General features: G+C 58.6%; 16 protein-coding genes. 5 read left to right on the forward strand and 11 right to left on the reverse strand.

All coding sequences use genetic code 11. The features are described from left to right. Positions 1-242: 242 nt before the first annotated feature. Genes C4K39_RS12620 through C4K39_RS12630 form a run of 3 tightly spaced genes read right to left on the reverse strand, consistent with a single transcriptional unit; the run spans position 243 to position 6,016 of the window. Positions 243-1,655 carry an efflux transporter outer membrane subunit gene (locus C4K39_RS12620; protein ID WP_124346553.1) on the reverse strand — a complete coding sequence of 471 codons (1,413 nt, stop codon included), beginning with the start codon at positions 1,653-1,655 and terminating at the stop codon, positions 243-245. After that, positions 1,639-2,805: an efflux RND transporter periplasmic adaptor subunit gene (locus C4K39_RS12625; RefSeq protein WP_124346554.1), complete on the reverse strand. Its 1,167-nt coding sequence runs from the start codon at positions 2,803-2,805 to the stop codon at positions 1,639-1,641. Before C4K39_RS12625 ends, C4K39_RS12620 begins: the two co-directional genes overlap by 17 nt. Then, the gene (locus C4K39_RS12630) at positions 2,795-6,016 is read right to left on the reverse strand and encodes an efflux RND transporter permease subunit (RefSeq protein ID WP_124346555.1); all 3,222 of its coding nucleotides are present in this window, start codon (positions 6,014-6,016) and stop codon (positions 2,795-2,797) included. The genes C4K39_RS12625 and C4K39_RS12630 overlap by 11 nt, the downstream gene beginning before the upstream one ends. A gap of 222 nt (positions 6,017-6,238) precedes the next feature. On the opposite strand from C4K39_RS12630, the gene C4K39_RS12635 reads away from it, so the two are divergent. From C4K39_RS12635 to C4K39_RS12655, 5 genes are all read left to right on the forward strand, one after another. Next, complete coding sequence (locus tag C4K39_RS12635; protein WP_124346556.1) at positions 6,239-6,649, forward strand: PA0061/PA0062 family lipoprotein; 411 nt, start codon at positions 6,239-6,241, stop codon at positions 6,647-6,649. A 123-nt stretch (positions 6,650-6,772) separates the two neighbouring features. Further along, positions 6,773-7,789 (forward strand): PDDEXK nuclease domain-containing protein, encoded by a 1,017-nt coding sequence (locus tag C4K39_RS12640; RefSeq protein WP_085596365.1) that lies wholly within the window; start codon positions 6,773-6,775, stop codon positions 7,787-7,789. Positions 7,790-7,889: 100 nt separating this feature from the next. Beyond that, positions 7,890-8,330, forward strand: a complete 441-nt coding sequence (locus tag C4K39_RS12645; protein ID WP_124346557.1) for a carboxymuconolactone decarboxylase family protein — start codon at positions 7,890-7,892, stop codon at positions 8,328-8,330. 2 nt (positions 8,331-8,332) lie between these two features. Continuing rightward, complete coding sequence (gene sigJ / locus C4K39_RS12650) at positions 8,333-9,223, forward strand: RNA polymerase sigma factor SigJ (RefSeq protein ID WP_124346558.1); 891 nt, start codon at positions 8,333-8,335, stop codon at positions 9,221-9,223. Positions 9,224-9,604: 381 nt separating this feature from the next. Beyond that, complete coding sequence (locus tag C4K39_RS12655; RefSeq protein ID WP_124346559.1) at positions 9,605-10,648, forward strand: restriction endonuclease; 1,044 nt, start codon at positions 9,605-9,607, stop codon at positions 10,646-10,648. A gap of 221 nt (positions 10,649-10,869) precedes the next feature. Here C4K39_RS12655 and C4K39_RS12660 read toward each other — a convergent pair whose 3' ends face one another. From C4K39_RS12660 to C4K39_RS12695, 8 genes are all read right to left on the reverse strand, one after another. After that, positions 10,870-12,486 carry a type I restriction-modification system subunit M gene (locus C4K39_RS12660; RefSeq protein WP_124346560.1) on the reverse strand — a complete coding sequence of 539 codons (1,617 nt, stop codon included), beginning with the start codon at positions 12,484-12,486 and terminating at the stop codon, positions 10,870-10,872. Between the two features lie 22 nt (positions 12,487-12,508). Next, positions 12,509-13,642 carry an AAA family ATPase gene (locus C4K39_RS12665; protein WP_124346561.1) on the reverse strand — a complete coding sequence of 378 codons (1,134 nt, stop codon included), beginning with the start codon at positions 13,640-13,642 and terminating at the stop codon, positions 12,509-12,511. Continuing rightward, entirely contained in the window at positions 13,639-14,784 is a 1,146-nt protein-coding gene (locus tag C4K39_RS12670; protein WP_124346562.1) for a restriction endonuclease subunit S, read from the reverse strand. The genes C4K39_RS12665 and C4K39_RS12670 overlap by 4 nt, the downstream gene beginning before the upstream one ends. After that, the gene (locus tag C4K39_RS12675) at positions 14,777-17,770 is read right to left on the reverse strand and encodes a type I restriction endonuclease subunit R (RefSeq protein ID WP_124346563.1); all 2,994 of its coding nucleotides are present in this window, start codon (positions 17,768-17,770) and stop codon (positions 14,777-14,779) included. Before C4K39_RS12675 ends, C4K39_RS12670 begins: the two co-directional genes overlap by 8 nt. 425 nt (positions 17,771-18,195) lie before the next feature. Next, positions 18,196-18,471: a fructose-bisphosphate aldolase gene (locus C4K39_RS12680; protein ID WP_124346564.1), complete on the reverse strand. Its 276-nt coding sequence runs from the start codon at positions 18,469-18,471 to the stop codon at positions 18,196-18,198. Positions 18,472-18,866: 395 nt separating this feature from the next. Further along, a complete protein-coding gene (locus C4K39_RS12685; RefSeq protein WP_124346565.1) occupies positions 18,867-19,217 on the reverse strand; it encodes a YkvA family protein in 351 nt (116 codons plus the stop codon). A 118-nt stretch (positions 19,218-19,335) separates the two neighbouring features. Beyond that, positions 19,336-19,755, reverse strand: coding sequence for a DUF6691 family protein (locus tag C4K39_RS12690; RefSeq protein ID WP_124346566.1), 420 nt, complete (start codon positions 19,753-19,755; stop codon positions 19,336-19,338). Continuing rightward, a complete protein-coding gene (locus C4K39_RS12695) occupies positions 19,752-20,192 on the reverse strand; it encodes a YeeE/YedE family protein (RefSeq protein WP_053128940.1) in 441 nt (146 codons plus the stop codon). The genes C4K39_RS12690 and C4K39_RS12695 overlap by 4 nt, the downstream gene beginning before the upstream one ends. Positions 20,193-20,247 lie beyond the last annotated feature (55 nt).

Below are 20,247 nucleotides of genomic sequence, written 5' to 3' on the forward strand. Positions count from 1 at the left end.
CAGAAAACGATAGTTATGTAATGAACGTTACATGTCCAGTGAATTTTTGGGTGATGGCAAAATGCTCTAGAACGGGGCTTCCGATCGTCCTGAAACTGTCATATATGAGAATCCATGGCGGGTAAAAAGCGGGTTTAAAGAAAGAGTAGGAGCGAGGCTTGCCCGCGATGGCCTTCAGAGCCCCCGCGTTTATCCGGTAGACACCCGTTACCGTTAACCAGCATCGCGAGCAAGCTTCGCTCCTACAGGGGGCTCCAGCCTCCACCCAATGCCGTGAGCAGGCCGACGCTGGCTTGCAACTGGCGGGTCTGCAGGGCTTGCAGGCTGCGTTGGGCCTGCAGCGCGGCGGTTTGCGCGGTGACCACATCCAGGTAGCTCACGGCTCCCGCCTGGTAGCTGTTCATCGCCAGGGACTGGGTGTGCAGCGCCGCATTCACCGCCGCTTGCCGATCCAGCGCTTGTTGTTGCAGGTCGCGCAGTTGCCCCAGGTTGTCTTCCACCTCGCGCACCGCCCGCAGCACCTGGCCCCGGTAATGGGCCGCAGCCTCCTCGAATTCGGCATGGGCCTGGCGCTCGTTGGCACTGAGCCTGCCACCGTCGAAAAGCGGCAGGGTCATCAGCGGCCCCAGGGCCCAGTAGCGATTGCCCGCCGCCAGCAGGTTGCCGCTGCCCTGGGTCTGGCCGCCGAGCAGGCCGGTGAGGCTGAAGTCCGGGTACCAGGCCGCTCGCGCCACGCCGATGCCGGCATTGGCGGCGAATACCCGGCGTTCGGCGGCGGCGATGTCCGGCCGGCGTTGCAGCAGGCTGCTGGGCAGTTGCCGAGGGACTTCCGGCAGGCCCAGCAGTTGTTTCGAGGGCGCCAGGCGGAACTGGCTGGCCGGTTCGCCCACCAGCTCGCCGATGGCGTGTTCCGTGAGGTTGCGCTGGGCCCGGACTTCGTCCAGGTCGGCCTCGGCATTGGCCAGCTGGCTCTGGGCCCGGGTCAGGTCCAGCTCCGAGGCGATCTGCCCCTGGTAGCGGTCACGGGTCAGTTGCAGGGCCTGGCCGTAGTCTTCCAGGGAGCGGCTGAGAATCCGGCTTTGCGCGTCCAGGCCGATCAGCTGCACATAGAGCGATGCCAGCTGGCGTTGCAGGCTCAGGCGCGCCGCCGCCAGGTCATCACCGGACGCCTGGGCCTGGGCATCGCCCGCCAGCGCCTGGTTGCGCAGCCGGCCCCAGAGATCGAGGTCGAAGTCCAATGTAAAGCCAGCGCTGTTGCTGTTGTACACCGAGGGCTGGCTGCCGCCGCGCAGCGGTCGGCTGTCCGATTGGCGCTGGCGCAAGGGCTGGGCGCTGGCGCTGATCTGCGGGAACAGCCCGGCATGCAGCTGGCTGGCGTAGGCCTGGGCGCCGTCGTAGTGGGCCAGGGCCGCGGCGAGGTCCGGGTTGGCCTGGAGCAGGCGCTGTTGCAGGTCGTCGAGCTGTGGGTCGTGGTACAGCCGCCACCAGTGCGCGTCGAGGGCCTGGGGCGTGGCCGGGTGCCAGGGCCCGGCGGCGCTCTGTTCACGAAACTGCGCTGGCAACGCCACCTCCGGCGCCTGGTAATGCGGCGCCAGGGAGCAGCCGTGCAGCGCCAGCAGCACCAGCGCGGCGAAGGGCTTAAGCCTTGGGCGCATGGGCACCTCCGGCGTCGGCCAGTTGCACCAGGTCGCCTTCGCGCAGGGCGTCCGGCGGGTTGTCGATGACCTGATCCGTGGCTTGCAGGCCCTGGTCGATCACCAGGCGGTCGCCCAGGTCCAGGCCGATATGGATGCTGCGCAGGTGCACGTGTTTTGCGCTGTCGATGAGCGCCACCTGGGTGCCCTGGGCGCGGAAGATCAGGGCGCTGGCGGGGATGCTCAGGCCATGGGTGTCGGCCGCCAGAGCCAGGCTCGCTTCGGCGTAGTCGCCAGGATGCAGGGCGCCGTCGGGGTTGGCGGCGACGAACTGCGCCAGCAGCGTGCCGGAGCGCGGATCGACGGCGCAGGAGTCGCCCACCAACTGGGCGCTGAACTGCTGGCCGGGATGCTCGGGCACCGTCAGCCGGGCCGTGAGGCCGGGGCGGATCACGCTGGCGTAGTTTTGCGGAATGGGCACGTACAGCCGCAGCTTGTGGGTATCGGACAGGTCGAACAGTTGCGGATCGCTGTCGCTGTCTGCCTTGACCAGCTGGCCGATGTCGGTATGGCGGGCCGTGACCACGCCGGCGAACGGTGCGCGGATGGTCTTGTAGTCCTCCAGGGCCGAGAGCCGTGCGTAGTCGGCGGCGGCCGCTGCGGCACTGGCCTGGGCGGCGGTGGCGTTGGCGCGTTTTTCGTCGGCTTCCTGGCGCGATACCGAGTGGCTGGCCACCAGGTTCTGCCAGCGTGCGGCGGTGGTCTGGGCCAGCCGCGCATTGGCTTGCTGCTGGAGCATCCGCGCCCGGGCCTGGGCCACTTGCTGGTCCAGGTCGGGGCTGTCGATATGGGCCAGCACCTGGCCGGCCGCGACCTGGGTGCCGATGTCGGCGCTCCAGTCCTTGAGGTAGCCGCTGACCCGGGCGTGGATCGGCGCCTTGCTCCAGGCTTCCAGGTGGGCCGGCAGGCGCAGGCTGTCGCCCTGGGCGTTGGGTTGCGGTTGCACCGCCAGCACTTGGGGCACGGCGGCAGTTTCGGTCCAGGCGGCGACGGCCCGCTCATGCCGGGTGCGCGCGGCCAGGCCGCTGGCCACCAGCAGGGCGGCCAGGCTCAAGCCGCCGATGCCCAGCAGCATCAGGCGTTTGCGCGAAGGGGTGTGGTCAGGCGACATGGGTGGTTTCTCCAGCGACAGCGGGGTGGGAACGGCGACCGTGGACCAGGCTGAAGACCACGGGGACGAAGATCAGGGTGGCGACGGTGGCCAGCAGCAGGCCGCCGATCACCGCCCGGCCCAGGGGCGCGTTCTGCTCCTCGGACAGGGCCAGGGGCAGCATGCCGATGATCATCGCCAGGGCGGTCATGCACACCGGGCGAAAGCGCGTGTAGCCGGCTTCCAGGGCGGCCAGCAGGGCATCGCCGTGTTCCGCCAGGCGCTCGCGGCAGAAGCTCACTACCAGGATCGAGTTGGCGGTGGCCACCCCCATGCACAGGATGGCCCCGGTCAGCGCCGGCACCGACAGCGAGGTGCCGCTGAGGAACAGCATCCAGACGATGCCGGCCAGGGCCGCCGGTAGCGCGCTGATGATCACCAGCGGGTCGAGCCAGGATTGGAAGTTGACCACGATCAGCAGGTAGATCAGCACCACAGCCCCCAGCAGCCCCAGGCTCAGGCCGCTGAAGGCCTGGTGCAGGGCATCGATCTGCCCGTGCAGGCTGACCGTGGCGCCCTTGGGCCGCAGGGCCGCGGCGTCGTCCAGCACCTGTTGCATGTCGTGGGCCACGGCGCCCAGGTCGCGGCCCTGGACGTTGGCGTACAGGTCCAGGGTCGGCTGGATGTTGTAGTGGCTGACCACCGCCGGGCTGTCAACGCGGGAGATATTCGCCAGGCCACCGAGGATCTGCGCCTGACCGTTGCTGCCGGTGACCGGTAAGGCCTCCAGGGCTGGCAGGCTGTCCAGGCGGTACTGCGGGGTGGCGGCGACGATGGAGTAGGACACGCCGTTCTTCGGGTTGAGCCAGAAGGTCGGCGCCACCTGGGAACTGCCAGCCAGGGAGGCGACCATGCTGTTGGTCACGTCGCGCTCGGTGATTCCCAGGCCATTGGCCCGCAGGCGATCGACCTTGACCGCCAGCGACGGATAGCCGGTGGACTGCTGCAGGCGCAAGTCGGCGATGCCCGGCACGTGGCGCAGGCGCCGTTGCAGCTCCAGGGCGTAGGCGCGGTTGGCCGCATCGTCAGGCCCGGAGATCTTCACGTCCAGCGGGGCCGGCGCGCCGAAATTGAGGATCTGGCTGCTGATGTCCGCCGGCAGGAAGGTGAACTGGCTACCGGGGAAACTCTCCGGCAGGGCCTCGCGCAAGCGCTTCACGTAATCGGCGGTGGGGGCGTGGCCGGGCTTGAGGGTGACCTGGATATCGCCATCCTGGGGGCCGATGGTGCCGCTGTTGCTGTAGGCCATGTCGATGCCACTCAGGGGGATGCCGATGTTGTCGATCACGCTGTCCAGCTCCTCGGGCGGGATTACCTCGCGAATTCGTGCTTCGATGCGGTCGAAGGCCGCCGCGCTTTCCTCGATCCGCGTGCCCAGGGGCAGGCGCACATGCAAGGCCAGGGCCCCGGCATCGGTGGCGGGGAAGAAATCCTGGCCCAGGCTCGGCAGCAGGGCGAAGGAGGCCAGCACACAGGCCAGGAAACCCAGGAGGAATGGCCGGCGCCTGGCCAAGGCCAGTCGCAGCAGGCCGTGGTAGGTGTCGCGCACATTGGAAAAACGCCGCTCGAAGCCTTGTTGGAACCCCAGCAGGGCGCGTGCCAGGGCATGCCGGGGCGGGGCGTGCTGCTCGCCTTCGTGGTGGTTGATGAAGGCATCTTCCGGGTGATGGCCTGGGCCGGCTTCCGGCACGTGGGGCTTGAGCAGGTACAGGGCCAGGGTCGGCACCAGGGTCCGCGACAGCAGGAAGGAGCTGGCCATGGCGAAGATCACCGCCAGGGCCATGGGCCGGAACAGGTAGCCGGCGATGCCCTGCAGCAGGAACATCGGCACGAAGACGATGCAGATGCACAGCAGCGAGACGAACGCCGGGCCGACGATCTGTTTGGCGCCGTCGAGGATAGCGTCCTTCACCGTCTTGCCCTGTTCCAGGTGCCAGTTGATGTTCTCGATGGTCACCGTGGCGTCGTCCACCAGAATTCCCACCGCCAGGGCCAGGCCGCCCAGGGTCATGACGTTGAGGGTCTGGCCGCTGGCGGCCAGCAGGGCGATGGCGGCGAGCACCGCCAGGGGAATCGAGGCGGCGATGATCAGCGTCGAGCGCCAACTGCCGAGGAACAGCAGGATCATCGCGCTGGTCAGCAGGGCGGCGATGATGCCTTCCTGGGCCACGCTGCCCACCGACTGCTTGACGAACACCGAGGCATCGCCCAAGAGCGAAGTCTTCAGCGCTGGCGGCAGGGTCTCATCGATGCGCGGCAGCATCTGGCGGATGCCATCGACGATGGCCAGGGTCGAGATATTGCCGTTCTTCAGGGCCGGCATCAGCACCGCCCGGTGGCCGTCGACCCGCACGATGTTGGTCTGCGGCGGCGCGCCGTCACGCACGTGGGCCACCTGGCCGATGGTGATCAAGGCGCCGTCGACGGTCTTGATCGGCAGGTCATTGAGCTCGTCGATGGCACTCGGGCTGTTGTTCAGCAGCACCGTGTATTCATTGCCACCCAGCTTGGCGGTGCCCACCGGGATGATCTGGTTCTGCGCCGCCAGGGCGTTGCCCACGTCCTGGGCGGACAGGCCCTTGGCCGCCAGCGCCTGGGGATCGAGGTCGAGGGTGATCTGCCGCTGCTTGCCGCCCATGGGCGTGGGCATCGCCAGGCCCGGCAGGGCGCTCAGGGGCAGGCGGATATTGTTCTGCACCAGGTCGCGAATCTTCGCCTCGGACAGGGTCGGGCTGGAAAACGCCATCTGCAGAATCGGCACCGTCGAGGCGCTGTAGTTGAGGATCAGCGGCGGGGTGATGCCCGGTGGCATCTGCTTGAGCACCGTCTGCGACACCGCGGTGACCTGGGCGTTGGCGGTGCGGATGTCCACCCCCGGCTGGAAGAAGATCTTGACGATCCCCATGCCCGGCAGCGACTGCGACTCGATGTGCTCGATGTCGTTGACCGTGGTGCTCAGCGAGCGCTCGTAGGTGTAGATCACCCGGCCGGCCATGGCGTCCGGCGACAGGCCGTTGTACTGCCAGGCTACCGCCACCACCGGGATGCCGATGTCCGGGAACACGTCGGTGGGCGTACGCAGGGCCGCCAGCGGCCCGATGATGCAGATGAAGATCGCCAGCACGATAAACGTGTAGGGCTTGAGCAGAGCGGTCTTGACCAGCCCGAGCATGGGGTGGACCTCCGAGACGGAAACGAGGCTCGGCAGTCTCCGGCGACCCACCTAACACGCGGCTTTCAGCCAGGTGAAGGAAGTTTTAGGTTGGGCCTTAACTTTCCTTCATGGGGATTCATTTGTCCTCGTTGCCGGGCCTCGACAAGCTGGATGGCAATCCGGCGCGGCTGGCGTTCGCAGTCGCACCCCGTGTTCCTTCTCACTGCCGAGGTACCTGCCATGAATGCCAAACCGCTGCTGCTGATTCCCGCCCTGAGCCTGGTGCTGGCGCTTTCCGCTTGCGCCGGCCCGATGCCCAAGGCCGACCCCAACGACGCCTGGATCAGCCTCGAGGAAGAAGCCCCCAGCGACCTGATGGCCGAACGCGTGGACGGCAAGAACGTCGACGACGGCCGCTACTTCCAGGTCCGCCCCGGCGCCCACCGCCTGGACGTGACCGTATTCGAAGACAGCACCGGCGACTCCAACCAGCAAGACTGCAACGGGCATGTCAGCTACAGCGGCTTCAAGGCCGGCGAGCATTACAAGCTGGTGGAATCGACCCTGGGCACCGAAGTGCGGGCGCGGCTGTATGACGGGCAGGGCAAGCAAGTGGCCAGTGCGAGTGGGTTCAGGTGTATGCCGGGGTGACGGCGCCTCTGGCACTGCGCAAACCAGGACATTTCGCTCAATAGAAAGAGAAGCGGCTGACTGCACGTTCAGGGAGGGAGGCCCAATGATGAGGACCTGAATCCTTCAAGCGGAGCCCTGTTTATGACTCAACCCGCCGGAGCCAAGCCGACTTCTACCGATGCGGCCTTCAGCGAAGTGGCGCAAATGATCGCCGCCGCGCGCCAACGCGCGGTGCGGGCGGTGAATACCGAGCTGCTGGAGTTGTATTGGCAGGTCGGTGCTTATATCAGTCGCAAGATCGAGACGGCGGAGTGGGGCGATGGGGTGGTGCCGCAACTGGCGGATTATCTGGCGCGGCAGCAGCCGGGGCTGCGAGGGTTTACCCGGCGCAACCTGTTCCGCATGCGTCAGTTCTATGAGGCTTATCGAGACGAGGAGAAAGTGTCAGCACTGCTGACACAATTATCCTGGACCCAGAACCTGATCATTCTTGCGCAAGGAAAACGCCCAGAAGAGCGCGAGTTTTATCTGCGCATGACAATCCAGGAACGGTGGTCAACCCGGGAACTGGAGCGCCAGATCAAATCAGCCCTCTTTGAACGCTCGCTGACCCGCCCGGCAAAAGTCTCGACAGCGTTGAGACAATTTCATCCCGAGGCGCTACAGGTGTTCAAGGATGCCTATGTGGTGGAGTTTCTCGACCTGGCCCAGGGGCATAACGAAGCCGACTTGCATCAAGGGCTGGTGCGGCAACTCAAAGACTTTCTGATCGAAATGGGGCGTGACTTCTGCTTTGTCGCCTCGCGCTATCCCCTGCAAGTCGGCGGGCGCGATTTCGTGCTGGATTTGCTGCTGTTCCACCGCGGACTGAATTGCCTGGTGGCCATTGAGCTCAAGGTCGGGCGTTTCGAACCTGAATACCTTGGCAAGCTGGATTTCTACCTCGAGGCCCTGGACCGCCAGGTGCGCAAACCCCATGAAAACCCGGCCCTGGGCGTGTTGCTCTGCGCCAGCAAGGACGATGAGGTGGTCGAGTACGCCCTCAACCGCTCACTCTCACCGGCCTTGATCGCCGAGTACCAGACCCAACTGCCGGACAAGAAGCTGCTGCAGGCCAAGCTGCATGAGTTTTATGCGCTGAATCCTCAGGTGGATTGAATCGCGTTATCGGCGCCCGAATTATTTTTCCGCCACCCCGTCACAAACCCCCCGGCTGGCCCGTCATGTCGGTGTATCCCTCAAATAACGGAGCCACCCCATGTCATCCAGCCACCCCACCCAAGCCGTCAACCTGCTGCAAACCATCCCCGAGATCTTCGACAGCCTGGGCCAGATCCACGGCCTGATCGACGCCCATGGCCTGGATCGCAAGCTGCATCACCTGGTGGTGCTGCGCGCCTCGCAGATCAACCAGTGCGGCTTCTGCGTGAAGATGCACACCCGCGAAGCCCGGGAAGACGGCGAAAGCAACGAGCGCCTGGACCGCCTGGTGGTCTGGCGCCACGTCAGCGACTTCAGCGCCGCTGAACGCGCCGCCCTGGCCTGGACCGAAGCCCTCACCGTGCTGCACGAAGGCACCGACTTCGGCCCGCTGCGCGCGGCCCTGCGCGAACATTTCAGCGACGCGCAGATCGCCGCCTTGACGGCCGATATCGGCATGATCAACCTGTGGAATCGCATGCAGGTGTCGAGGCACTGAGGATGGATCGAATCGATGACGCGACGGTGTTCGCAAGCCGTCGCAGCTTCCTGCTGGGCCTGGCCTACCGCCTCCTCGGCTCCCGCGCCGAAGCCGAAGACGTGGTGCAAGACCTGTTCATCAAATGGCTGGAGGCCGACCAAGCCTCCATCGCCAACCCCGCCGCCTGGCTGACCACCGCCTGCACCCGCCACTGCATCGACCTGCTGCGCTCCGCCCGCCGCGCCCGGGTTGACTACATCGGCACCTGGCTGCCGGAACCGATCCACACCCTGCACCACGAATCCCCCGAACAGAGCCATGAACTGGCCTCGTCGCTGTCCACCGCCTTTCTGCTATTGCTCGAGCGCCTGACACCCAAGGAGCGCGCTGCCTATCTGCTGTATGACATCTTCGACCTGGACTACTCACAAGTAGCTGCTGCACTCGATGTTCAAGAAGCCACCTGCCGCAAGTTGGTATCCCGCGCCAAAGCCAGCCTGGGTAATGCCCAGGTACGCCACCAACCGGAACCGTCCCGCCAGCAGGAACTGCTGAATGCCTTTCATGCCGCCATCGCCAGCGGTTCGACCCAGGGATTGGCGGCGTTGTTGTCTGAAGACGTTGAGCTGTGCGCCGATGGTGGCGGCAAGGCCAGCGCCATTCGCGAGACGCTGTATGGGTTGGAGGCGGTGTTGGCGTTTGTGGGTGAGTCCTTGAGCCGGTACTGGCGGGAGTATCAGTGGCAGGAGGTGGAGATCAATGGGGGGCGTGGGGTGGTGTTGCGGGGGGAGGGGGAGGAAGTGGTGGCGGTGGTGAGTTTTGGGTATGACGCGGAGGGAAGGGTGAATCGCGTCTTTATCATGCGCAATCCGGATAAGTTGGTGGGGGTGGGGAGTGGGGTGTTGGTGTGAGGCTCACATTGCGCAGCCCTGGGGCTGCGGGCCAATAAACCAAGGCCACCAATCCTACTGTAGGAGCAGCCGGTGGACGCTTGATTGCTCGCGATGGTCGTTAACGGTGACCGTGGATTGACTGGATAGACGCGGCGCTCTTAAACGCCATGACGGCTGTCGAATGTCGACTGGTTTCAGCCAAAGCGACCAAGTAAGCGATCAAGTAACCGACTAAGTAGCTCGACTGCTGTGGGGCCTGAACGGCGAATGAACCTGCTTGCCAGATTCCGTCCTATCTAGCACTTGCACTCGATTCAATCGTCCGGTATCTGCTTTACCCACTAAAAGGGCATTGCAGTTCGATATCGGCTCTGAATCAGCAAACAGGGAGAAACACCAATGGCCGTATGGCTGGTCCGGGCGGGCTCCGCAGGAGAATTCGAAGACAAATTTATCAGTGAGAGCCGTGTCTATGTGACGTGGGATGAACTGGATGTGGATCTGAGTGCGTTCAAGCAACGTGACCAGATAAAGACCGAACTGGAAGCACGCTACCCGGATGCAAAACCCAGAACACTGCAAAACTGGAGCAGCCAGATTTGGCCTTTCGCTCAGCGCATGCAGGCGGGGGATTTGATCGTACTGTCGCTCAAAACCCAGCCGGTGGTGTATATCGGCAAGCTGGTCGGTGATTATCAATTTGCCGTCGGAGGCCCCGATCCATTTTTTCATTGGCGAGCGGTTGAATGGATTGGCGAGGCAATTCCTCGCTCCAATTTCTCCCAGGACCTGCTCTACAGCTTCGGCGCGTTTATGACCATTTGCCGGATTCAGCGTAACAACGCAGAAGAACGCATTCGCTCGATGCATAAAAATGGCTGGCAACCCGAGACGTTGCAGCAATTGGTCTGTGATACGGCTACTGCCTCTGATGAAGTGGCTGTCGAGGAGGCCGAAACCGATCTGGAGCGTACCGGCAAAGACCATATCGTCCGACTGATCGAACGACGCTTTAAAGGTCATCGTCTGACCACTCTGGTAGCAGCGATTTTGCGGGCGCAGGGCTTTAGCGTTTGGCAGAGCCCGGAAGGTGCTGATGGTGGTGTTGACGTGCTGGCCAGTAACGGCGTGATGGGCTTTGGTGGGCAGGCGATATGCGTTGAGGTGAAGTCGGGCACAGGTTTGGTGGATCGTCCGACTGTCGACAAGCTGCTGGGGGCGATGAGTAAGTTCAACGCCAGCCAGGGACTTTTCGTGGCCTGGGGTGGTTATCGTGGGAGTGTGCAGAAGGAGCTGGCATCTAGTTTTTTCCGCTTGCGGTTGTGGAATCAGGATGACCTGCTGGATCAGCTATTTATGTACTACGACCGGTTGGATGAGGGGATCAAGTCGGAGCTGCCATTGAAGCGGATTTGGACTGCAGCTTTGATGGAGGATATTTGAAGCTTCAGTGAAATGGGATGCATGCCGAAGAGCTAACCAGCAGAGAGCGGCCAGAGGCAGCAGCTCACTTCAGGCTGCTTTCGCCCTGCGGAAAGCAAAATTCGACCAGAATTGATCGTCCCTTTTTTGCCCTCCGGTCCGACGTCTCAGTGCAGGGTATTGTGGGGACTGGAGGCTAGATACCTCCAGCTACACGATTATGAACAGATTGTTCATTTTCACTAAATCGATGACAGTCCCAATTCTTTTAGAAAGATATTGTGAGCCTCAGCTGCTTTTGCGGCACGTTTTTCAATCTCCTTTAATTCAGCGTTCACAACCTGTAAATCAATTTTTTTCTCTGCTGTGGCGGTGCTGACGTAACGGGAAATATTTAGATTGAAATCGTTCTTCTCGATCTCCCCCATCGACACCCGTCGAGAGTAGCGCTCCTCTTCATTACGGTATTGGTAGGTGCTGACGATCTTGTCGATGTGTTCCGGTAATAGGCGGTTTTGTCGTTTACCCTTTTCGAAATTGCCTTCAGCACTGGCATTAATAAACAGCACGTCATCCGGTTTTTTGCACCTTTTCAAAACAAGAATGCAGACAGGGATGCCCGTTGAGAAAAATAGGTTGGCGGGCAGGCCGATCACGGTGTCGATATGACCGTCTTTTAGCAACTTGGTACGGATGCGTTCTTCCGCGCCACCACGGAACAGCACACCATGGGGCAGAATAATCGCCATCACGCCGCTGTCACTCAGGAAGTGAAAACCGTGTAAAAGAAAGGCAAAGTCGGCGGCGGACTTAGGCGCAAGGCCGTAGTTTTTGAAACGGAAGTCTTCGCCCAATGCTTCCTTGGGCTCCCAGCGGTAGCTGAACGGCGGATTAGCCACAACGGCATCAAATTGCAGCTTTTTGGCTGGGTTCATCTCATTGAGGATGTTCCAGTCGTTGAGTAGCGAATCGCCGTGATGAATCTCGAACTCGGTATCCTTCACTCCGTGCAGCAACATGTTCATGCGCGCCAGGTTGTAGGTAGTGATGTTCTTTTCCTGCCCGTAAATCTTCCCAATTGTGCCGCTTTCTTTACGAAGCTGCTTGCGCACATTCAACAACAGCGAGCCGGAGCCACAGGCGAAGTCCAGCACCTTGCTCAGTTTTTTCTTTTTGCCATTGGCCGGTTCCTGACTGTCCAGCGTGACTATTTCGGAAAGAATGGTGGATATCTGTTGCGGAGTATAAAACTCGCCTGCCTTCTTGCCGGAACCAGCGGCGAATTCGCCGATCAGGTATTCATAGGCATCGCCCAGGATATCGGTGTCAGTGCTGAATTTAGAAATTCCTTCGGCGATCTTCTGAATGATGGTGCAGAGCTTGGCATTGCGATCTGCCGGTTTCTTGCCAAGCTTCTCGGAGTGCAAATTGATTTCGGAAAACAGCCCCTGAAATGCACTCTCGAATGATTTCTCCTCGATGTACTTGAAGCCCTTCCACAGGGTACCCAGCAGGTCGTGATCGTGTGTGCGCGCCATTTCGGCAACACTGCTCCAAAGGTACTGCGGCTCGATCACATAATGCACCTTGAGGCGCATCTGTTTTTCAAAGTCTTCGGTATCTTCGGCGTTCTCTTCGTACCAAATTGCCAGTGGTGCGCGCCGGTCTCCCTCTTCGGGTATGGGGTAGTCTTTACCTAATTCCTTCTTCGCCGCCATCTCGTAGTTGTCTGAGAGGTAGCGCAAAAACAAAAACGACAACATATAGTCGCGGAAATCGTCAGCATTCATCGCGCCGCGCAACTGATCGGCGATGTCCCAGAGGGTTTTACCAAGTTGGTTAAGTTCTTCTTTAGTCATATTTTAATCAGCCGCTCACAATTCAAGGATGAATTTCTGGTAAATCGAATGCGTAGCGGCTCAGAAAACCGTGCAAAATATTTTTAAATAGTTGCTTGTTGTCATTGGTCAATTCTTTTGGATCAAATAGTGAATAATCACCATGGCTTAAGAGGTTTAAGGCGCGAGAAAACAAAACTTCATCCTCTATGCCATGAATGCAGCTTGAAAAATCTTCAAATCCGAAGAAAGAAGAGGTTTTTTCTAGGACGCCGCGCAGCACGTTAAAGTGGTTGGCATAGAGCCTGCCATTGTCTGAGGCAATCTTCAATTCACTGAGCATTGCTACATGGTGAAAAAATGGCGTGTCAGTAGTAGATTGCAGGCTATACCCATCATTGTTCCTTCCATAGATGAAGTATGACTTGTGCGCCGCTTTCTTTAATTCATTAAACATTACATTAAAAAATAAACTATGGTGCGAGGATATGACTGTCTTGACCTTGCCAACACATCGCCTCAGTAGCTTCGCCAGATCCGAGCCAACAGCTATTGCATTGTTATCGTCTAGCGATGAGATTGGGTCATCAATGTAAAGAAATTTCACCCAGCTATAGGCCTCCGATCCATCTAGCACCAATTCACAGATCGCGAGATAAATACACCATATAAAGATATTTTCTTCGCCGCGAGAAATTTTTATGTTGTTTTCGATAATCGTTTCTGGTTCAGCGGAGCCAGGCCGAAATCTGGGATTAACAACGTTTTTGCTGAAAGCAATATCCCAATCATCGTAATTAATTTTGAAATTGAATGTGGCGTATCTTTCGAGATATGAGAATATTTTTTCTTCTAGCGCAAGCTCTCTAAATCCAGCAAAAAATCTAGAGGTCGAGTTGATTTTTAAAGTCCGCTCGGTGTCATTCTCAAGATCATTATCCCAACTGAAAAGATCTTCGGTGAACGCATTGAAATAAAGTGTGTCTCGATTGACACCACGTTTACGCTTACCTGCTTCCTTGAATTCCATTGATAAGCGTGTTTTGCCAGTGCCGTTGTATGCATAGAGCAGTACAAAATCCGCCCCACCATTAGCGGCGTCTCGCAGATCATCCCTTAGCCGCGTCACAACACTGCGAAGACTTTTGTATTTGTAAATCTTGGGCTTATTACTCATGCAGCGACCTCATCCATGGCCGGGAAAAGCTCTTGCATCAGACCTTTTTTATGGTTCTTGAGGGCTTCGAGCTTTTGGGTCTGGGCGCTGATCAGCTTGTCGGCAGATGTGAGGCAATCGGCGATTTTTTGTTGCTCATCTTTATCAGGTGAGATCTTAAGCTCGACTTTCTTTAAGTTGTCTATAGATAATCCAGGCTGAGCCTGCCCTGTAGCAAATTGGTTTAAATTCAAATATTTTAACTTGTAGAACAGCCAATCCGTACTTATCCCTTCATTTGGTGTCACAACTACAGCATGCTCAGTTGCATGAAATTGACCTGTTGCAAGCATCACATTCCCACACAGTGCACCTTGCCTGCCAATAAGGGAGTGTTTTCCGTTATGTGTGAAAGTTTTTGTAAATCCGCGTAATCCATTGCCGCCATAGCACGGATAGGTACTACCTTTATTTGCTTCATTAATATCAGTAGCACGCAAAAACTTACCGGCTTGCATATCGCAAATTTCACCAAGCGTCTTTTTCTCCCACGCCCCCTTATCCCGAAATTCAGGAAAGCGGCGTTTGGGCACGGTTTCATCTTTAGTGGGGAAGAGTTGCTGCATCAGGCCTTTTTTATGGGTCTCAAGGGCGTCGAGTCTTTGGGTTTGAGCGGTGATCAGCTCGTCAATCGTAGTGAGACAGTCGGCAATTTTTTGTTGTTCGTCAGGCTTCGGCACTGCGACTTTAATTTTCTGGATATTAGATTTTGATAGGCTTGGAATACCACCTGCCTCATTATGGTTTGCCCAGTTGATTTGCTGAAAGATCGCATAAATAAACTTTGGCAAGCAGTCTCTGAATGAATGAGTGTAGAAAAGGGTATCCACAGTCCAGAATTTTCCCGTAAGGAAGATGGGGTTATCAATTGTACCTTTCCTTCCGATGCAAACACTTTCACCGTCATATAAATAATCATTAACTAAAAGCATATAACCGCCAGAGCCGTAGACGGGTACATCACCGCTGGCGAGATGTTTGTAGTCTCTTCCATTTCCAATAGTAAATAATTCGTTAAAGGTTTTAACTTTCCATTCCGCCTTATGCCGGAACTCAGGAAAGCGGCGCGCAGGCAACAATCCTTTTTTTTCTTGCTTACTCATAGGCATTCAATCCTGAAATCTCGCGCCCACCCGCGAGCTTTTGCAGATAAGGCACCAGCTCTTCCATCAATGCCAGTTCGGCTTCACGCCGTGCTTTCCAACCCAGCCCTAGCGGCGCAAGCAGGTCAGTGAGCTGTTCGCCGTCGAAGATCATGCGGCCCATAATTGTGTCGACAAAAGCTTGCAGTGTTGCAGTTTGCAGGCCGTGCGTGTCGGCAAGGTTGGCCAGGTCAGCAGCAGCCTTTTGTGCCTTGAATGCCTGATAGCCTGTGCGTATCTCTTTTTCACTCAGCACTTCTCCGGTTTTCAGGTTGTTGATATAGGCGATTATCTCTTCGCGTTCTTCCATCAGGTTGGCGTTGGCACTAATCAGCTCAATGAGCTGGGCGCGGGTCATCTTCTGCTTGCCAGTCTTCTGGGTGGACTTGGCAATCAGCCCCATGATGTAGTCGTAGTCGATGAGGCTGGAGGCGAACAGCACCAGATCGAACTCCAGTTGTTCCACCTCTGGAGAGGTTTCATCGCCTTTGCCTTGTGTACGCTTGAGTTCTTGCGCGGTATCAAGATACATGGCCTTGAAGCTGCGCAGGGTGTCGGTGGGCAGTTTTTTCTCGATGGTCTGCTTGCTCTGCTCGTCGAGGTCGGTGTATTGCTCTAGTTGGGTCTTGAGCTTTTGCACTTCTTTAAAGTGGTTGATGAATTCCGCCTTAGCAGTGTCGCCCTTGAGGTTGACTACTTGCGAAGGTTCGCAGGGCAGTCCTTTGGCGGCCATAAAATTTTCCAGCTTGCCCACGGCTGCTTGGTACCGTTCCACTACCTTGGGGGCGGGGTCGACCAGCCAGATTTCCCGCGCTCGCTCCATAGCCGCGCCTGAAAAGAGTTTGATTGCGTCGTCTACTTCGCTCTCCTGATAGCGGAAATCGAGGATGTTGCCCCAGGGCTTGCTGTCGTTGAGCACGCGATTGGTGCGTGACAAGGCTTGGATCAGGCCGTGGTTTTTGAGTTTTTTATCCACGTACAGGGTGTTGAGGTATTTGGAGTCGAAGCCGGTGAGCAACATGTCCACCACGATGGTGATGTCGATCTTGTTTTTACGCGGGTAGTCGGCGGTGCTGTATTTCTGATCCTTGATGCGCTGCTGCACGTCCTGATAATAGAGGTCGAATTCGTTGATGGTGTGATTGCTACCGTATTGGTTGTTGTAGTCGTCAATAATGGTTTTGAGCGCGACCTTCTTTTTCTCCGGCTCTTGCTTGTTGTCTTCCTTTTCCTGCGCAAGGTCTTCCTGTAGCTGCTGTACGTCCTTGTTGCCTTCTGCCGGTGGCGAGAAGACGCAGGCGATGTGGAGCGGCTCGAAGGCTTCATCTTCGGCCTGTTTTTTTGCCTGCATGGCTTTGAATAGCTCGTAGTATTCAATGGCGCTGTTGATGGAGGCTGTGGCCAGTATCGCGTTGAAGCGGCGATGGTTGGTGGCGCTGTCGTGCTTTTGCAGTATGGCGTTGATGACAGCTTCGGGTGGTGGTGTCTGCCCCTTCTTTGGCTTTTTATTCCCCTCTTTGCCGAAATAGTCGATGTGGAAACTCAACACGTTTTTGTCATCGATGGCATGGGTGATGGTGTAGGCGTGCAGCTCTTTTTCGAAGATATCTTTGGTGGTTTTCAATGAACCGACATTGCCGTCAAACTGCTGATAGGTGGCGTTTTCGTCAAAGATAGGCGTGCCGGTAAAACCGAACAGTTGCGCCTTGGGAAAAAACTCTTTGATGGCCTTATGGTTCTCGCCGAACTGGGAGCGGTGGCATTCGTCGAAAATAAAGACAACACGCTTGTCGCGCATGGGTTCGAGACGTTCCTTGTAGGTCTGTTTACCCTCTTTTTGTTTTGCTTTGTTGCGCTTGCTGTTTTCGTCCAGTGCCAGGCCCAGCTTCTGGATGGTGGTGACGATCACCTTGTCGGCGTAGTCGTCCGACAGCATGCGGCGCACCATGGCTTCGGTGTTAGTATTGTGCTCGACACAACCTTCCTGGAATTTGTTGAATTCCTCGCGAGTCTGACGGTCGAGGTCTTTACGATCTACCACGAACATGCATTTTTCGATGTCTGGGTTGTCTTTCAGCAGGGTGGAGGCCTTGAATGAGGTGAGGGTCTTGCCGCTGCCGGTGGTGTGCCAAATATATCCGTTGCCGCGATTCTGGTGGATACATTCAACAATGGCCTTGACCGCATAGATTTGATAAGGGCGCATGATGAGGATTTTTTGCTCGCTTTGCACCAGAACCATATAGCGGCTGATCAAGCGGCCCAGGCTGCACTTTTCGAGGAAGTCCTCTGCAAAGTCGTGCAGGTGAGCGATTTTGTTGTTTCTATCGTCGGCATGCTGGTAAATGGGCAAGAAGCGCTCTTCAGCGTTAAAGCTGAAATGCTGGTTGGGGTTGTTGGCAAAGTAGCGGGTGTCGCTTTCGTTGCTGACGATGAACAACTGCATGAAGCAGAGCAGCGAGTTGGTATAGCCATTGCCGGGATCGTTCTTATAATCGACGATCTGCTCCATCGCGCGGCGTGGGCTGATTTGCAACGTTTTAAGCTCGATCTGCACCAACGGCAAGCCGTTGATCAGGAGGATAACGTCGTAGCGGTGGTGGCTGTTGTCGGTATTAATTCGAAGCTGGCTGATAACCTCGAACTCGTTCTTGCACCAATCCCGAATATTGACCAGCATGTATTCCAGCGGGGTGCCATCCTCGCGAGTGAATTTGCCCTTCTCACGCAAGGCCTGTGCAGCGGTAAAAACATCAGCGGTGATGATCTCGTCGCGCAGGCGGGCGAATTCTGCGTCTGTGAGATGGACGCGATTTAAGGCCTCAAACTTTTGGCGGAAGTTTTGCTCAAGCGTGGCCTTGTTGCGGATGTCGTCGCGATGGGTGTATTTGAGATCGATTAGCTTGGTGATCAACCTTTGTTCGATCTGGTTTTCTTTCTGCGTCATCTTAACCAACTTGGCTCACTCAGTATTTGATTATTGTGACCCACCAGCCATGGCAAAGGGAGTCATCTGGTCACATATAGTCACGTAGGGTGTATACAGCCTATAACGTGGATGCGACCGACGCTGCGTTTGGTGTGCCGCAGCAGCTGGTCGTAACTATGGGCTGTGCTGCTCAAACCGCATGCAAGCAGGCGGTGAATACGAATGCATTGGTGGTCAAGCTGATGCAATTATGCACCAGAGCATGAGATGACACACACCGTTGGTGTCATAGACGTCGAGTCGATGGAGCAGCGATCAACCCAGCGTTTGGGGGGCAAACTGTGGGGCGAAGATGGTGTTTTGTATAAGGCCCACATTCCACGTGGATTTTAGGAGTTAAAAAGCCGGCTTGTGGCCGGCTTCATATAGCTCTAGGTCATGCACTAAAAAACACGCGTTTCAACTACCGCCACCACATCCCGCACATCCTGCAGTAACAACCGGGCGGTGTTGATCACGGTACGAATGTCCTTGTCACTGGAGTCTCGCAATGTAGTGCAGGCCATCAGGTTTAGGTAGTCGAGAGTAGTAAGCAGGCGCTCGCTGACGCAGGCGTGCAGATCCTCCAACGGCGCATGGCTATCGATAAACAGTACAGGTGTGTCGCTGGCAATTGGAGTCAGCGGGATGAAGCGTTGGGGCTCATCTTGAGTCTTCATGGCATTGCTCCTCGTATCGGAAAACATTGCTGCCATTCGCTGCGAATCGAATTGGGTGGCAGCTGTGCGCGGGTTCGCAGACCGAAGATACGAGAACTCGGCAGATCCGAAGATCTCCCGCACACAGCTGCCATAGAACAAACACGGGATGCCGTGGGCGACCGGTGTTTTATGGGCGGCATAGATTAATCGTATCTCTGAGGCTGCGAAACCCCATCACCGGCCAGGCCGGCGACGCCAAAAACTATAGGGATGCCGCGCACTAGGAACAACGGCGCCGCTGTAGGACGGATCCTGATTTGCGGTAGGGGCGGGCTGAGTTGCTGAGCTTGCCATGCATCCGATGCTGGCCCGCCTTGGCGCAGGTGCGGTGCGCTCCACCCCGCAGCGCCAGCTCAATCCCCCAACTCCCCAAACCACTCCACCAGCCGCCCAGCCGCTTGCTGCTTGACCTCCTGATTGATATGCGCCGCCACCGCCGCGATCGACAGGCTCAGCACGCCGAGGTCGTCGGCGTAGCCGGCGCCAGGCAGCAGGTCGGGGATGAGGTCCAGGGGCAGGACGAAGTAGCCCAGGGCTCCGTAGATGGTGCCCTTGGCCCAGGTTGGGGTTTGCGGGCGTTGGGCGGCGTAGTACAGCCACAGGGCCTTGGTGATCAGGATGCGGCCGACATGCAGGGCGTAGCGGCTGATCTTGCGCCAGAGGCAGCGGTGGAAGCTTTGTTCCAGGATATGGCCGGTGGACATGGCGGGCTCCTTGCGGGTAACGGGCGCCAGGTCATGGTGGCTGCTGCGTTTGTGCGCTGGCAGCGGAGAGAACTTCCCTGGGAACTGCTTGCAGTCAGGGGCGTCGCTTGGGTTGCCCTCAGGCCTGGCGCCAGCCTTCCAGGTAACTGAACAGCCGCATCCCCAATAGCATCGCCAGCACGAACACCCAGGCCTGCCAATGCCCGCTGGGCAGTAGCACCAGCACCGGGCCGGGGCAGATGCCGGCGATGCCCCAGCCGATGCCGAACACCAGGCTGCCGCCGATCAGGCGGCGGTCGAGGTGGCGTTTGCCTGGCAGTTGCATCGGTGCGCCCAGCAGGGAATGCGAGCGTTGCCGGGCCCAGCGCATGGGCCACCAGGCGCTGGCGATGGCGCCGAGCATCACCAGGGCCAGGGACGGGTCCCACTGGCCGGCGAGGTCGAGAAAGCCCAGGACCTTGGCCGGATTGGCCATGCCGGCCAGCAGCAGGCCGAGGCCGAACACCAGGCCCGCGGCAAAGGCGCTGAGGCGCCTCATGGCAGTAGCCCCAGCAGGTGACGGGTGACCCACACGGTGGCGAAGCCGGTGGCCATGAAGCACAGGGTGGCGATGATCGAGCGTGGCGCCAGCCGGGAGATCCCGCAGACCCCATGGCCGCTGGTGCAGCCGCTGCCATAGCGGGTGCCGAGGCCCACCAGCAAGCCAGCGCCGATCAGGCCGAGGGTGTCGCTGTGGAATTCCACGGGTGGCAGGGCCGCGAACAGCCCCCACAGCAGCGGCGCCAGCAGCAGGCCGAGGATGAACAGGGCCTTTTCCGCCCAGCCTTCGCCGGCCGGTTGCAACACGCTGGCCAGCAGGCCGCTGATGCCGGCGATACGGCCGTTGGCGGCGATCAGCCAGCCGGCCGAAAGGCCGATCAACACGCCGCCGGCCAGGGCCGACCAGGGGCTGAAGTGCAGCAGGTCGATGGACATGCAAGGGTTCCTCACGTCAGGAAGAGGGCAAGCCCGCCACAGGCCATCACCCGTG

Source organism: Pseudomonas sessilinigenes (genome assembly GCF_003850565.1).
GTDB classification, from domain to species: Bacteria; Pseudomonadota; Gammaproteobacteria; order Pseudomonadales; family Pseudomonadaceae; genus Aquipseudomonas; species Aquipseudomonas sessilinigenes.

Excerpts from the sequence above, each read along its gene's own strand:
- C4K39_RS12620 (WP_124346553.1), bottom strand. The coding sequence starts at position 1,655 with ATGCGCCCAAGGCTTAAGCCCTTCGCCGCGCTGGTGCTGCTGGCGCTG.
- C4K39_RS12625 (WP_124346554.1), bottom strand. The coding sequence starts at position 2,805 with ATGTCGCCTGACCACACCCCTTCGCGCAAACGCCTGATGCTGCTGGGC.
- C4K39_RS12630 (WP_124346555.1), bottom strand. The coding sequence starts at position 6,016 with ATGCTCGGGCTGGTCAAGACCGCTCTGCTCAAGCCCTACACGTTTATC.
- C4K39_RS12635 (WP_124346556.1), top strand. The coding sequence starts at position 6,239 with ATGAATGCCAAACCGCTGCTGCTGATTCCCGCCCTGAGCCTGGTGCTG.
- C4K39_RS12640 (WP_085596365.1), top strand. The coding sequence starts at position 6,773 with ATGACTCAACCCGCCGGAGCCAAGCCGACTTCTACCGATGCGGCCTTC.
- C4K39_RS12645 (WP_124346557.1), top strand. The coding sequence starts at position 7,890 with ATGTCATCCAGCCACCCCACCCAAGCCGTCAACCTGCTGCAAACCATC.
- sigJ (WP_124346558.1), top strand. The coding sequence starts at position 8,333 with ATGGATCGAATCGATGACGCGACGGTGTTCGCAAGCCGTCGCAGCTTC.
- C4K39_RS12655 (WP_124346559.1), top strand. The coding sequence starts at position 9,605 with ATGGCCGTATGGCTGGTCCGGGCGGGCTCCGCAGGAGAATTCGAAGAC.
- C4K39_RS12660 (WP_124346560.1), bottom strand. The coding sequence starts at position 12,486 with ATGACTAAAGAAGAACTTAACCAACTTGGTAAAACCCTCTGGGACATC.
- C4K39_RS12665 (WP_124346561.1), bottom strand. The coding sequence starts at position 13,642 with ATGAGTAATAAGCCCAAGATTTACAAATACAAAAGTCTTCGCAGTGTT.
- C4K39_RS12670 (WP_124346562.1), bottom strand. The coding sequence starts at position 14,784 with ATGAGTAAGCAAGAAAAAAAAGGATTGTTGCCTGCGCGCCGCTTTCCT.
- C4K39_RS12675 (WP_124346563.1), bottom strand. The coding sequence starts at position 17,770 with ATGACGCAGAAAGAAAACCAGATCGAACAAAGGTTGATCACCAAGCTA.
- C4K39_RS12680 (WP_124346564.1), bottom strand. The coding sequence starts at position 18,471 with ATGAAGACTCAAGATGAGCCCCAACGCTTCATCCCGCTGACTCCAATT.
- C4K39_RS12685 (WP_124346565.1), bottom strand. The coding sequence starts at position 19,217 with ATGTCCACCGGCCATATCCTGGAACAAAGCTTCCACCGCTGCCTCTGG.
- C4K39_RS12690 (WP_124346566.1), bottom strand. The coding sequence starts at position 19,755 with ATGAGGCGCCTCAGCGCCTTTGCCGCGGGCCTGGTGTTCGGCCTCGGC.
- C4K39_RS12695 (WP_053128940.1), bottom strand. The coding sequence starts at position 20,192 with ATGTCCATCGACCTGCTGCACTTCAGCCCCTGGTCGGCCCTGGCCGGC.